Source organism: Pseudomonas sp. W2Aug9, assembly GCF_023127755.1.
Classification (GTDB): domain Bacteria; phylum Pseudomonadota; class Gammaproteobacteria; order Pseudomonadales; family Pseudomonadaceae; genus Aquipseudomonas; species Aquipseudomonas synxantha_A.
Map to the genome: position 1 here is coordinate 181,402 of NZ_SPKL01000008.1, position 13,347 is coordinate 194,748.

Sequence of the window (13,347 nt, forward strand, 5' to 3'; positions counted from 1 at the left end):
GTAACGGTCTGCCGCTGAGCTTGATTGATAGCACCTAAATTCACTCCTAAGGTACAGCCCCACGACAGCAAACCCCGTGGAGCGACCATGACAACAACCATCACCCCCGACTCGCGCTGGACGCGGCGGCGCGACGAGAAGCAGCGGCGGCTCGGGCTGGTCAAACAGTATGCAGACGGGGCGGTGTTGCCCAGTGACAAGATCGTCGCGGCCCTGGAAGCGCTGATCCTCCCCGGCGACCGCGTGGTGCTGGAGGGCAACAACCAGAAGCAGGCCGACTTTCTCTCGCGCTCCCTGGCCAAGGCTGACCCGGCCAAGCTCCACGATTTGCACATGATCATGCCCAGTGTCGGGCGCGCCGAGCACTTGGACTTGTTCGAGAAAGGCATCGCCCGCAAGCTCGACTTTTCCTTCGCCGGCACTCAATCCCTGCGCATCAGCCAGTTGCTGGAAGACGGGCTGCTGGAAATCGGCGCGATCCATACCTACATCGAACTCTATGCGCGCCTGGTGGTGGACCTGATCCCCAACGTGGTGCTCTCGGCCGGCTTCATGGCCGACCGCGCCGGCAATATCTACACCGGCGCCAGCACCGAAGACACCCCGGCGCTGATCGAACCCGCCGCGTTCAGCGATGGCATCGTCATTGTGCAGGTCAACCAGTTGGTGGACGACGTCACCGACTTGCCCCGTGTGGACATCCCCGCAAGCTGGGTGGATTTCGTGGTGGTGGCCGACAAGCCTTTCTACATCGAACCGCTGTTCACCCGCGACCCGCGCCATATTAAGCCGGTGCATGTGTTGATGGCGATGATGGCGATCCGTGGCATCTACGAAAAACACAATGTGCAGTCGCTCAACCATGGCATCGGCTTCAACACCGCCGCCATCGAATTGATCCTGCCCACCTACGGCGAATCCCTGGGGCTCAAGGGCAAGATCTGCCGCAACTGGACCCTCAACCCACACCCCACGTTGATCCCGGCGATTGAAAGCGGTTGGGTCGAGAGCGTGCATTGCTTCGGCACCGAGCTGGGCATGGAAAACTACATCGCCGCCCGCCCGGATGTGTTCTTCACCGGCCGCGATGGCTCGATGCGCTCCAATCGCATGTTCTGCCAACTGGCCGGCCAGTACGCGGTGGACCTGTTTATCGGCGCCACCCTGCAAGTGGATGGCGATGGGCATTCCAGCACCGTGACCCGTGGCCGCCTTGCCGGTTTCGGTGGTGCGCCGAACATGGGCCACGACCCACGTGGTCGTCGGCACGGCACACCGGCCTGGCTGGATATGCGCCATGACGATGCGCCCGAGGCCTTGCTTGAGCGCGGCAAAAAACTTGTGGTGCAAATGGTCGAGACCTTCCAGGAGGGCGGCAAACCGACCTTTGTCGACACCCTCGACGCAGTAGAAGTGGCCCGCAAAAGCGGCATGCCGCTGGCGCCGATCATGATCTACGGCGACGACGTTACCCACTTGCTCACCGAAGAAGGCATCGCCTACCTCTACAAGGCGCGCTCCCTGGAAGAGCGCCAGGCAATGATCGCTGCCGTCGCCGGGGTGACGGCCATCGGTATGCGCCATAACCCCAAGGACACCGCCCGTATGCGTCGCGAAGGCTTGATCGCCTTGCCCGAAGACTTGGGTATCCGCCGCACCGATGCCACCCGCGAATTGTTGGCCGCCAAGAGTGTGGCCGATCTGGTGGAGTGGTCCGGTGGCTTGTACAACCCGCCCGCCAAATTCAGGAGCTGGTAAATGCGCGCTCTAAAACAGCATGAATTGAGCCTGGCCGATCGCCTGGCGGATATGGCCGTCGACGCGCTGATCGATGAAGCGGATTTGTCGCCTAAACCCGCCTTGGTTGACCGGCGCGGCAACGGCGCCCACAGCGATTTGCACCTGGGCCTGATGCACGCCTCGGCGCTGTCGCTGTGGCCGATGTTCAAGGAAATGGCCGAGGCCGCCCTTGAATTCGGTGAAGTCGGTGTGCCCTTGCGTGAAGCACTCGGCCGTCTTGGCCGCGAAGGCGAGCAAGCGATGCTCATCACTACCAACGGCGTAAATACCCATCGCGGCGCAATCTGGGCTCTTGGTTTGCTCACCGCAGCAGCGGCCCTGCAACCACGCGCCGTAACCCTGACCGCGGCCAAACTAGCTCTGCTCGAAGACCGCTTCGCGCCGCAACCGCTGAGCCACGGCGCACAGGTCGCCCAGCGCTACGGCGCACGCGGTGCCCGTGAAGAAGCGCAACTGGGCTTCCCCGCTGTGATGCAACGCGGCCTGCCGCAACTGCATAAAAGCCGCGGGCAAAACGCCGGTGAGCAAAATGCCCGCCTGGATGCCTTGCTCGCGATCATGACCGAGCTGGCCGACACCTGCGTGCTCTACCGCGCCGGCACTGAAGGCCTCCAAGCCATGCAGCAAGGCGCCCAGGCCGTGCTCGACGCTGGCGGTAGCGCAACCCTCGCGGGCCGTCGCCAACTGCACGCACTGGACCAGCAACTCCTGGCCCTGAATGCCTCCCCTGGCGGCGCTGCCGACTTGCTCGCCGCCTGCCTGTTTATCGACCGCCTCGACGGAGCGTTGTGATGGAAACCTTATCCTTTGAATTCCCCGCGGGCCAGCCGCCAAAAGGCCGCGCGCTGGTGGGTTGCGTCGGTTCGGGCGACCTCGAAGTGCTGCTGGAGCCGGGCACTCCCGGCACGCTGACCATCCAAGTGCAGACCTCGGTCAACGGCGCCGAGCAACGTTGGCAGCACCTGTTCGAACGCATCTTCCAGGAGCAGACGCCACCTGCCTTGAACATCGATATCCACGATTTCGGCGCCACCCCCGGCGTGGTGCGTTTGCGCCTGGAGCAAGGTTTCGAGGAGGTCGGCCATGACTGATTTGCTCAACAAACACAGCTTCGTCGAACTCGGTGCGCGGCAGCGCGCCAAGGCGTTGTTGGATGCTGGCACTTATCGTGAACTGATCGACCCGTTCCAACGGGTCATGTCGCCGTGGCTCAGCCGCCAGGGCGTAGTGCCCCAGGCGGATGACGGTGTGGTGATTGCCAAGGGCAGCATCGGCGGTTTGCCGGTAGTGGTCGCCGCTATCGAGGGCAATTTCCAAGGCGGCAGCCTCGGTGAAGTCGGTGGCGCAAAAATCGCGGGGGCACTGGAACTGGCCGCCGAAGACAACCGCAACGGCATCCCGACCCGCGCCGTGCTGCTGCTGGAGACCGGTGGGGTGCGCTTGCAGGAAGCCAACCTGGGCCTTGCCGCGATTGCCGATATTCACGCGGCGATTGTCGACCTGCGCCAGTATCAGCCGGTGATCGGCGTGGTGGCGGGCAGTGTCGGCTGCTTTGGGGGCATGTCCATCGCGGCCGGGTTGTGCAGCTATTTGGTGGTCACCCGTGAAGCGCGCTTGGGGTTGAACGGGCCGCAGGTGATCGAACAGGAGGCCGGGCTGGAAGAATACGACTCCCGCGACCGCCCGTTTATCTGGAGCCTTACCGGCGGCGAACAACGTTTCAACAGTGGCTTGGCCGACCGTTACGTGGCGGACGATGTGGTGCAGATCCAGCAGACCGTGAGCGCGCTGTTGCAACACGGGGCGCCCGAACAACCCCGCAGCCGGCGCGCTGATTTCTACCTGGCGCGGCTGGCCGAACTCGACACAGCGGCGCAAATCGAGCCCGCGACGGTTCGCGCTCTGTATCAGGGAGAACGCCCATGAGAGGGTTACAGTGGTTCAATGCATTGAGCGCTGGCGCAGCACCCGTAGAGGGCTTGCCGGACTCATTGAAAGTCGCAGACGGCGTATTGGGTGAACAGGCGGTGCGCTTTATCGCCGTGGTCACCGACCCGAATAACCGCTTCCCGCGTGCGCGCAATGGCGAAGTCGGGTTGCTGGAAGGTTGGGGGCTGGCCAAGGCCGTCGATGAAGCCATCGTGACGGGTGACAAACGCCCCATCATCGCCATCGTCGATGTGCCCAGCCAAGCCTATGGTCGCCGTGAAGAAGCCCTCGGCATCCACCAGGCCCTGGCCGCCGCTGCCGACAGCTACGCCCGCGCACGCCTGGCCGGGCACCCGGTGATTGCGTTGCTGGTGGGCAAGGCCATGTCCGGTGCGTTTCTGGCCCACGGTTACCAGGCCAACCGCTTGATCGCCCTGCGCGACCCTGGGGTAATGGTGCACGCCATGGGCAAGGCTTCGGCCGCACGGGTGACCCTGCGCAGCGTCGAAGAACTCGAAGCCTTGGCCGCCAGTGTGCCGCCGATGGCCTATGACATCGACAGTTATGCCAGCCTGGGTTTGCTCTGGGAGACCTTGTCGGTGAGCCAGGTTGAACAGCCGACAACGGACGATGTGGCGCGGGTCAGCGATTGCCTGGTGCAGGCGATCAAAGATGTCGTGCAACCCGATTTAAAAGAACGTCTCGGTGCGACTAATCGCACCGCCTCAAGCCATGTACGCCAACTGCTGCGGGAACAATGGTGAACGCCCATGACTTGCTCTGGGGCATGACCCCGGCGCACCTGCCTGCGGATGCTCCGGCCTGGGTGCGGGACGCGCTGAGCGCCGGCCATCCAGTAGTGGTGCGGCGCGCCATTACCAAAGCAGGTCAAGTGGCGGTTGGCGTACGTGGGCGTCTGCGTGAGCAGCGTTATGGGGCGGTGATGCCTGTTGCTGCGGTGCAACGGCGCGTGGCGCCCGAAGACTTGCGCCAGGTGATCTCGCCACGGGATTTACCGGCGCTGCGGGCGCTCGATCAACTGCGGCCAGTGTTGGCGCAGTATCACTGGGGCGTCAGCGGCAGCGCCGGATTTGAATTGGCGAGCGGCGTCGAAGCGTTGCATGCCATGAGTGATCTGGATTTGATCCTGCGCACCCCCGAACCGCTTGATCGCAACGCGGCGCGTGCATTGCTGGCGAAATTCGACACCGCACCGTGCGCCGTGGACCTGCAACTGCAAACCCCGTTTGGCGCTGTTGCCTTGCGCGAATGGGCCACAGGCTCACGCCGCGTACTGCTCAAAACCACTGGCGGCGCGCACCTTGTACTTGACCCCTGGCAGGCCGTGGCATGAGCAGCTTGTTGGTGTTTCCGGGGCAGGGTGCCCAGCGCGTGGGCATGCTCCAGGCGCTATCGGCCCAGGTTCTGGAAGAAGCCAGTGATGCCTTGGGTGAAGATGTTCGTCGGCTCGATTCGGCGCAAGCCTTGGCGAGCACGCGTGCGGTGCAACTGTGCCTGCTGATCGTCGGCGTTGCCCATGCCCAGCAGTTGCACCATACGCCTGACTACGTGGCGGGCCTGTCCATCGGCGCCTACCCGGCCGCCGTCATCGCCGGCGCCCTGGACTTCGCCGATGCGCTGAAACTGGTCAGCCTGCGTGGCGAGCTGATGCAACAGGCTTATCCACAAGGCTACGGCATGACCGCCCTGATCGGCCCCGATTTATCCACGGTTGAAGCCTTGCTGGCAGATATCCACAGCGCTGCAACTCCGGTGTATCTGGCCAATATCAACGCCGACAACCAGACCGTGATCGCCGGCAGCAATGAAGCGATGCAGCGTGTCGCCGAGCGCATCAAAGGCAACGGCGTCGCCAAGCGTCTGGCAGTGAGCGTGCCGTCCCACTGTGCGCTGCTGGAAGCGCCGGCCAAGGTGCTTGCCCAAGCGTTCGTCCCACTCAAGGCGCCGCGCATCACCTACCTGAGCAGCACACGCGCGCGACCTATCCACAACCCTGAGCAACTGCGCGATGACCTGGCCTTCAACATGTGCCGCGTCGTCGACTGGCGCGGCACCGTGCAAGGCGCCTACGAGCGTGGCGTACGCCTGCAAATCGAACTGCCCCCGGGCGCGGTGCTCACTGGTCTGTCACGCCGCGTGTTCGAACAAGGCACGGTGATCGCCTGCGAAGGCGCACGCCTGGACACCTTGCAGGCCCTGCTGCAAGAGGAGGAGCGCCGCCACCGATAAAGCAACACCCAAGGCTTTCGAAGCACAACAACAACAATTTCGAACGAGCACTTTGAGGACAACAATCATGATTATCTACGGTGTGGCGTTTCTGGCGCTGTGCACGTTGGCCGGCCTGTTTGTCGGTGAACTGCTGGGCAAATGGATGGGTATCCCGGCTAACGTCGGCGGGGTGGGTATCGCCATGTTGCTGCTGATTGGCCTGGGCAGTTACCTCGGCAAGCGTGGCTTGTTTACCGGCAAGTCGGAGCAGGGCGTGAACTTCTGGGCTGCGATTTATATCCCGATTGTGGTGGCGATGGCCGCCCAGCAAAACGTGTATGGCGCCATCAGTGGTGGGCCCATGGCGATTCTGGCCGGGACCCTCGCCGTGGTGCTCGGCTTTGCCCTGGTACCGGTGCTGGTGCGTATCGGTAACCGCGAGCCGGTTGCAGCTGTTCCGACCAAAGACGCCGGGTGATCGCCATGTACGAATCGATGATGAAAGTGATCACCGGGTACGGATTGATCAGTGGTTTTGCCGTGATCGGCCTGACCATGTGGGTTTCCTACTGGATCTCTGACACTTTTACCAAAGGCCGCCTGCATGGCTCGGCCATTGCCATTCTGTTGGGCCTGGTGTTGTCGTATGTGGGAGGCGCTTTTACTGGCGGCTCCAAGGGCGTGGTGGATATTCCACTGTTGTCAGGCATTGGCCTGTTGGGCGGCGCGATGCTGCGGGACTTCGCTATTGTAGCCACGGCGTTTGGCGTGAGTGTCGATGAGTTGAAGCGCGCCGGATACGTCGGCGTGCTGGCTCTGTTTGTCGGTGTGGGCTCGTCGTTTGTTGCCGGGGTAGGGGTGGCAATGGCGTTTGGTTATACCGATGCGGTGAGCCTCACCACCATCGGCGCCGGTGCCGTGACCTATATCGTTGGCCCGGTTACCGGGGCGGCGATTGGGGCCAGTTCCGAGGTGATGGCGCTGTCGATTGCCGCAGGGTTGATCAAGGCTATTTTGGTGATGGTAATGACACCGTTCGTGGCCCCGCTGATCGGGCTGAACAATCCACGTAGTGCGGTGATCTTCGGTGGCTTGATGGGCACTTCCAGCGGCGTGGCGGGCGGGTTGGCGGCGACTGATCCGAAGTTGGTGCCTTATGGGTGTTTGACCGCGGCGTTCTATACAGCGCTGGGGTGTTTGTTGGGGCCGTCGTTGTTGTTTTTGGTGATGAGGGGGTTGGTGGGCTGACTGGGGATTTTCGCTGTCTGGTCTGGCGCAATCGGGGGCAAGTCGAATCGTCGCACCGCCCCTCCCACATTTTGACCGCATTCTCAGGTTGGAATGCGGTCAAGTGTGGGAGGGGCGGTGCGACGATTCGACTTGCCCCCGATGGCATTCTCAAGCCTGGCGATTGGCATACATCCGACACTCCGCCAACAACGCCAGCAGGTTCGGGTCACGCTCCTTGGCCTTCAAGAACACTACGCCGATCTGCTGCTGCAACCGATACCTGGGTTGCAGCGGTATCAGCTTCACGCGGTTCTCATACACCGCCGCAATCCGCCCAGGCAGCAGTGCATAACCCACCCCCGAGCTGACCATGCTCAGCAAGGTAAATATATCGTTCACCTGCATCGCCACCTTCGGTTCGAACCCCGCCTGCTTGAACACCCGGTTGCCGTCCTGGTGCGTGGCGAAGCCCTGAGTGAGGGTGATAAAGGTGGCGTCACGCACGTCGGCCAGGTCGATTTCCTGATGGCGGTCCAGGGGGGAATCGGCCGGTGTGGCAAGGAAGATGTCATCGCTGAACAGCGCGATCTGCTCACAGTCCGGATCGGTGGCGTGATCGTCCAGAGAGATGAGGATCGCATCCACCTCCATGTTCTTGAGCTTGTAGAACAGGTCGAAATTGGAGCCCAGGATCAGGTCGATATTGAGTTCGCTGCGGCGGATCTTCAGGCCCATGATCAGTTGCGGTACGGTCTTGACCGTCAGCGAGTACAGCGAGCCGAGCTTGAAGCGTTCGGCGCAGAAGCCGGCGGCTTCGCGGGTCAGGCGCACTCCCTCGACCACATCGGCTATCAGCTTTTGCGCACGCTCTTCGAGCACGTAGGCGCTTTCCAGCGGGGTGAGGTTGCGCCCTTCATGCTTGAACAGCGGGCAGCGCAAGGCACTTTCCAGGGAGTGGATGGCGCGGTGCACGCTGACGTTGCTGGTTTGCAGTTCGGCGGCGGCGCGGGCCAGGTTGCCGGTGCGCATGAACGCCAGGAAGATTTCCAGCTTCTTGAGGGTGAACTCTTCGTCGATCAGCATGGCCGTGGGCTCTTGTTCGATTGCGCTCGATTGTGCCTGCAAACGCAGCCCTCGTCGCTGGAACGTCACACGCTGCTTGCACTCTTATGCGCAAGGCTGGAGGCTTGCCGCCAGTCGTCAACGATGAGGGGAGGTTAACGATAGATGTATCACGGGGAACGGTTCAACGCCTGGAGCCATTTGCTCGGTGCAGTCGCGGCGTGTATTGGCGCCGTGTGGATGTTGGTGGTGGCGAGCCTGGATGGCAGCCCCTGGAAGATCGTCAGCGTGGCGATTTATGGCTTTACCCTGATGGTGCTGTACAGCGCGTCGACCGTTTACCACAGCGTGCGGGGGCGGCGAAAAGAGATCATGCAAAAGGTCGATCACTTTTCGATCTACCTGTTGATCGCCGGCAGCTACACACCGTTTTGCCTGGTGACTCTGCGCGGGCCGTGGGGCTGGACGCTGTTCGGGATTGTGTGGGGGCTGGCGGTGATCGGCATCCTGCAAGAGATCAAGCCGCGCTCGGAGGCGCGGATTCTGTCCATCGTGATCTACGCGGTGATGGGCTGGATCGTGCTGGTGGCGGTCAAGCCGCTGATAGCGGCGCTGGGCACGGCAGGGTTTATCTGGTTGGCGTCGGGCGGCGTGTTGTACACCGTGGGCATCATCTTTTTTGCCCTGGAAGATCGCCTGCGCCATTCCCATGGGATCTGGCATTTGTTTGTGATTGGCGGCAGCCTCCTGCATTTTGTGGCGATCATGCATTACGTGCTCTGAATGTGGGAGGGGGCTTCGGTGGTATTAGAGACGTGCCAGTAGCTCACAGGCACGAATGCCGAAGATCTGCAGCAGCTTGGCGAGCATATGCGGCGGTGGTTCATCGCCACGGGTCAGGGCGTAGAGGGTGATCGGCAGGGGGGGCGTGAGGGTGCGGATGCAGGTGGTTGCCGTCGATGCGCCGAGGGCGGTAAAGGGGTCAATGACCGTCAAACCGGCGCCGGACTCCACCATCGCCCGGGCCAGGGAATAGGTTTGTACCGAGATGGTCACGCGTGGCGGTGGATCGACGTTCTCCAGGTAGCTGTCCAGCTTGGTCGCCAGCGGATCAGCACTGGAAAGCCCGATCAATGGCGCGCCCGCCAGTTCGCTCAGCGGCAATGGCTGGTTGATTTCAGCCGCCGACCAATAGCCCTTGGACGCCAATGCAACCAGCACGCCATTGGCCAGCACCTGGGTGGTCAACCCAGGATGGCCGGAAAAGTTGAGGGTCAGCGCCAGGTCGATTTCGCGCATCAGCAGCTTCTGGACCAGCTCACGGCTATGGTCGCTGGACAGCTCGCAAGCCATGTCGGGGTATTCGCGCTTCCATTCCAGAATCGCCGGAGGCAGCAGCGACAAGGCCAACGCCGGAATCGCACCAATGCGCACGCTTTGCCCTGGGGCGCGGCGCAGGCTCTTGGCTAGACGCCTTACACCTTGCAAGCTCTCGGTGACTTTCTCGACTTCGCTTTCCAGTGCCAGGGCTTCCGGCGTGGGCTGCAATTTGCCGCGCACCCGCAGAAACAGCGCAAAGCCCAGCTGCAATTCGGCGTGCTGCAACACTTTGGTCACCGCTGGTTGCGAGACGTGCAGCAACTGCGCGGCAGCACTGATCGAGCCAGTCTGGCGAATGGCCTGGAAGATTTCGATATGACGCAAGCGCATGGCAAGTCCATAACCTTTGTTTATAGGTGACCCATCTTTATTCATTGTCGGTGGCCTGTCACCTGCGCCTACGCTTGGTCTTCAGTTAATCAACGGTCGGGGGCTGGGATGGCCAGGCAGGTTTGCATCATCGGTGGTGGGGTTATCGGCTTGGCCAGTGCTTATGCTTTGGTACGGGCTGGCCATGAGGTAACGGTGATCGACGCCCGCGATACCTTGGGCAGCGAAACCAGTTTCGCCAACGGTGGGCAGTTGTCCTATCGCTATGTTGCGCCATTGGCCGACGCGGGCGTGCCGCTGCAAGCGATTGGGTGGCTGTTGCGCGGCGACTCGCCGCTGAAGCTGCGCCCACGGCTTGACCTCCAGCAATGGCGCTGGATGGCCGCGTTCATCGGTGCCTGCCGGGGCTCCGTGAACAAGCGCAACGCTGCCCACTTGCTGCGGCTGGCGAGCCTGAGTCAAGGCACCTTGCAGCAATGGCGTGTCGATGATCGCCTGGACGGCTTCGACTGGCGGCGCAACGGCAAGCTGGTGACCTTTCGCAATGCCGAGACGTTTGAGCGTGTACGCAGCAAGGTCACCGACGTCCTGCAGCAGCAGGTGCTGTCTGCGGTGGATTGTACGCACCTGGAACCGGCGTTGGCGGCAGGTGGGTTTGTCGGCGGCATCTATACCCCGAATGAGGAAGTGGCGGACTGTCATGCTTTTTGCCAACGGCTGGCAGCTCGGTTAAAGGCTTCAGGGCGCTGTACATTTTTGCTGGGTCGCAAGGTTACCGGGATTCGTCACGCCGACGGTGCAGTGCAGGCCATCGAAATGGGCCATGACGTGATGCCGGTCGAACAGTTGGTGCTGGCTGCCGGGCATCGCAGCGCCGAGTTGGCGTTGCCGCGCTTGTCGCTGCCGCTGTACCCGCTCAAGGGCTACAGCCTGAGCGTGCCGATCGACGCGCAGCACAAGGCGCCGAACGTGAGCATCACCGACTATGACCGCAAGATCGTCTACGCGCGCATTGGTGAGCAACTGCGGATCGCGGCCATGGTGGATATTGTCGGCTTTGATGCGCGTCTTGAGCCCAAGCGCCTGGCCTTGATAAAGCGTCAGGCGCTGGAGACGTTTCCCTTGGCCGGTGACTACGCCCACGCGGTCGAGTGGGCCGGTATGCGCCCGGCAACACCGACGGGCGTGCCGTTGATCGGTGCCAGCGCCTACCGCAATTTGTGGTTGAACCTGGGGCATGGCGCGCTTGGTTTTACCCTGGCCTGTGGCAGTGGCCAGCTATTGGCTGAGTTGATCAGCCAGCATGTTCCTTCCATTGATATGCAGGGCCTGGCGCCCCGCGCCGCTTGAGGATGCAGCCATGACTATCACCCGAATCAACAGCAACGAGCGTCTTAGCGCTGCCGTGACCTTCAAGGATTTGGTGTTTCTCTCGGGCCAGGTACCGGGCGATGGCCAGGACGTAGCCAGCCAAACCCGAGAAGTGTTGGCCAGGATCGACGCGCTGTTGGCCGAGGCGGGCAGTGACAAGGATCACCTGCTCAACGCGACGATTTACCTGAAGGACATCAGTACCGGTTTTAAGCCGATGAATGAAGCCTGGTCTGCATGGCTTTCGCCAGGCATGGCGCCCACCCGTACCACCCTGCAAGCAGAGCTGGCGCGACCGAGTGTACTGGTGGAAATCAGCGTGATTGCAGTACGTAAATAACCGATCTACCAACGGAGAATAACAATGAAAAAAATCCTGTTGACCGGCTGCGCTCTTGGACTATTTTTGAGCGCAAACGCCCATGCGACCGAAGCGCCTCTGGAGGGCACCTTGAGCAAGATCGCCAGCGCCAAGGCCATCACCCTGGGGTATCGCGATGCGTCGGTGCCGTTTTCCTACATTGGGGATAACAGTGGCAAGCCGATGGGCTACTCGGTGGACCTGGCGAGCAAGATTGTCGAGCGCATCCAGCAGAAAATCGGGGTGAGTGAGCTCAAGGTGAAATACAACCTGGTGACTTCTCAAACCCGTATTCCGCTGGTGCAGAACGGCACCGTCGACCTGGAGTGCGGCTCCACCGGCGTGACCGCCGAGCGGCAGAAGCAGGTGGCATTTTCCTACGGGTTCATTTACGTGAAGGGGCAGTTGCTAACGGCCAAGGACAGCGGGATCAAAGGCTTTGCCGACCTCAAGGGCAAAAACGTGGTGACCACTGCCGGTACTACCAATGAACGCTTCCTCAAAAGTTACAATGCTGAACACAAAGCCAATATGTTCGTGATCAGCGCCAAAGACCATGGCGAGGCTTTCAAGATGCTCGAGACCGGCCGTGCGGTAGCGTTCTATATGGACGACGCGTTGCTCTATGGTGAGCGTGCCAAAGCCAGGGACCCGCATCATTGGGTGGTAGTGGGCGAGGAGCAATCGAGAGAGATCTACAGCTGCATGGTGCGCAAAGACGACCCGCAGTTTCTCGCCGTGGTCAACGAGACTTTGGGTGATCTGTACCGTTCGGGAGAGATCAACGGGATTTACCAGCGCTGGTTTGAGCAGCCGATCCCGCCGAAGGGCCTGAACCTGGAATTCCCAATGACCAGCGAGTTGAAGGCGATCATTGCCAAGCCGGTGAGTGATCCGGTGGAGTGATCGCTCCGTTTAGAAATCACCCCAGAGTTGCTGGGCGACCGACAGCGCCACCACGGGCGCGGTTTCGGTACGTAATACCCGTGGCCCCAACCGCGCAGCATGGAAGCCAGCGCCTTGGGCGGTGTCGACTTCGCCGTCGGTCAAGCCACCTTCCGGCCCGATCAGAAACGCCAGGCTCGAAGGCTTCGCGTGACTGATCATCGGCTCGGCGACTGGGTGCAGTACCAGTTTCAGGTCGGCTTCAGTTTGCTTCAGCCAGTCGGCCAGCAACACCGGTGCGTGAATCACCGGCACCGTTGAACGCCCACACTGCTCGCACGCGCTGACGGCAACCTGACGCCAGTGCAGCAGGCGTTTGTCGGCGCGTTCGTCCTTGAGGCGCACCTCGCAGCGCTCGCTGAAGATCGGTGTGATCGCATTGACGCCCAGTTCAGTGGCTTTCTGGATCGCCCAATCCATGCGCTCACCCCGGGACAGGCCCTGGCCGAGGTGGATATGCAGCGGCGATTCATCTTGGCCGGCAAAGCTTTGCGTCAGTTGCACGGTGACGCGTTTTTTACCGACTTCCAGCAGCGTGCCACTAAACTCCTGGCCAGAGCCGTCGAACAGCTGCACGGCATCGCCTTCACCCATGCGCAACACACGGCTGATGTAATGCGCCTGGGCTTCAGGAAGTTCATGATCGCCGAGGCTCAGCGGGGTGTCGGTGAAAAAGCGGGACAGTCTCATTTCTGTTCTCTGAAGAG

16 protein-coding genes are annotated in these 13,347 nt (G+C 61.7%); 13 read left to right on the forward strand and 3 right to left on the reverse strand.

The window, feature by feature from the left end:
* Positions 1–87: 87 nt before the first annotated feature.
* The 9 genes from mdcA (at position 88) to madM (ending at position 7,209) form a co-directional block, all read left to right on the forward strand.
* A complete protein-coding gene (gene mdcA, locus E3O56_RS05465; protein ID WP_248127955.1) occupies positions 88–1,758 on the forward strand; it encodes a malonate decarboxylase subunit alpha in 1,671 nt (556 codons plus the stop codon).
* A complete protein-coding gene (locus tag E3O56_RS05470; protein ID WP_248127956.1) occupies positions 1,759–2,592 on the forward strand; it encodes a triphosphoribosyl-dephospho-CoA synthase in 834 nt (277 codons plus the stop codon).
* The gene (locus E3O56_RS05475; RefSeq protein WP_025857695.1) at positions 2,592–2,891 is read left to right on the forward strand and encodes a malonate decarboxylase subunit delta; all 300 of its coding nucleotides are present in this window, start codon (positions 2,592–2,594) and stop codon (positions 2,889–2,891) included. Before E3O56_RS05470 ends, E3O56_RS05475 begins: the two co-directional genes overlap by 1 nt.
* Positions 2,884–3,726 carry a biotin-independent malonate decarboxylase subunit beta gene (locus tag E3O56_RS05480; RefSeq protein ID WP_248127957.1) on the forward strand — a complete coding sequence of 281 codons (843 nt, stop codon included), beginning with the start codon at positions 2,884–2,886 and terminating at the stop codon, positions 3,724–3,726. Before E3O56_RS05475 ends, E3O56_RS05480 begins: the two co-directional genes overlap by 8 nt.
* A complete protein-coding gene (gene mdcE, locus E3O56_RS05485; protein ID WP_248089926.1) occupies positions 3,723–4,493 on the forward strand; it encodes a biotin-independent malonate decarboxylase subunit gamma in 771 nt (256 codons plus the stop codon). The genes E3O56_RS05480 and mdcE overlap by 4 nt, the downstream gene beginning before the upstream one ends.
* Entirely contained in the window at positions 4,487–5,083 is a 597-nt protein-coding gene (locus E3O56_RS05490) for a malonate decarboxylase holo-ACP synthase (RefSeq protein WP_248127958.1), read from the forward strand. Before mdcE ends, E3O56_RS05490 begins: the two co-directional genes overlap by 7 nt.
* Complete coding sequence (mdcH, locus tag E3O56_RS05495) at positions 5,080–5,979, forward strand: malonate decarboxylase subunit epsilon (protein WP_032878955.1); 900 nt, start codon at positions 5,080–5,082, stop codon at positions 5,977–5,979. The genes E3O56_RS05490 and mdcH overlap by 4 nt, the downstream gene beginning before the upstream one ends.
* A 67-nt stretch (positions 5,980–6,046) precedes the next feature.
* A complete protein-coding gene (gene madL / locus E3O56_RS05500; protein WP_248127959.1) occupies positions 6,047–6,439 on the forward strand; it encodes a malonate transporter subunit MadL in 393 nt (130 codons plus the stop codon).
* A 5-nt stretch (positions 6,440–6,444) separates the two neighbouring features.
* Positions 6,445–7,209, forward strand: a complete 765-nt coding sequence (gene madM / locus E3O56_RS05505) for a malonate transporter subunit MadM (RefSeq protein WP_032881185.1) — start codon at positions 6,445–6,447, stop codon at positions 7,207–7,209.
* A 150-nt stretch (positions 7,210–7,359) separates the two neighbouring features.
* On the opposite strand, the gene E3O56_RS05510 is transcribed toward madM, so the two are convergent.
* Complete coding sequence (locus E3O56_RS05510; protein ID WP_032878959.1) at positions 7,360–8,274, reverse strand: LysR substrate-binding domain-containing protein; 915 nt, start codon at positions 8,272–8,274, stop codon at positions 7,360–7,362.
* 144 nt (positions 8,275–8,418) lie between these two features.
* Between E3O56_RS05510 and E3O56_RS05515 the strand changes: the two genes are divergently transcribed.
* Entirely contained in the window at positions 8,419–9,036 is a 618-nt protein-coding gene (locus E3O56_RS05515) for a hemolysin III family protein (RefSeq protein ID WP_005792233.1), read from the forward strand.
* 24 nt (positions 9,037–9,060) lie between these two features.
* Here the strand turns inward: E3O56_RS05515 and E3O56_RS05520 are convergent, their stop codons facing one another.
* The gene (locus E3O56_RS05520; protein WP_032878961.1) at positions 9,061–9,963 is read right to left on the reverse strand and encodes a LysR family transcriptional regulator; all 903 of its coding nucleotides are present in this window, start codon (positions 9,961–9,963) and stop codon (positions 9,061–9,063) included.
* Between the two features lie 108 nt (positions 9,964–10,071).
* Here E3O56_RS05520 and E3O56_RS05525 point away from each other — a divergent pair, with 108 nt between their 5' ends.
* Genes E3O56_RS05525 through E3O56_RS05535 form a run of 3 tightly spaced genes read left to right on the forward strand, consistent with a single transcriptional unit; the run spans position 10,072 to position 12,601 of the window.
* Positions 10,072–11,313 (forward strand): D-amino acid dehydrogenase, encoded by a 1,242-nt coding sequence (locus tag E3O56_RS05525; RefSeq protein WP_248127960.1) that lies wholly within the window; start codon positions 10,072–10,074, stop codon positions 11,311–11,313.
* Between the two features lie 10 nt (positions 11,314–11,323).
* Positions 11,324–11,674 (forward strand): RidA family protein, encoded by a 351-nt coding sequence (locus E3O56_RS05530; protein WP_248127961.1) that lies wholly within the window; start codon positions 11,324–11,326, stop codon positions 11,672–11,674.
* A 24-nt stretch (positions 11,675–11,698) separates the two neighbouring features.
* Positions 11,699–12,601, forward strand: a complete 903-nt coding sequence (locus E3O56_RS05535) for a transporter substrate-binding domain-containing protein (protein ID WP_078822546.1) — start codon at positions 11,699–11,701, stop codon at positions 12,599–12,601.
* 9 nt (positions 12,602–12,610) lie between these two features.
* Here E3O56_RS05535 and E3O56_RS05540 read toward each other — a convergent pair whose 3' ends face one another.
* Positions 12,611–13,330, reverse strand: a complete 720-nt coding sequence (locus E3O56_RS05540) for a 16S rRNA (uracil(1498)-N(3))-methyltransferase (RefSeq protein ID WP_078822545.1) — start codon at positions 13,328–13,330, stop codon at positions 12,611–12,613.
* Positions 13,331–13,347: the final 17 nt, after the last annotated feature.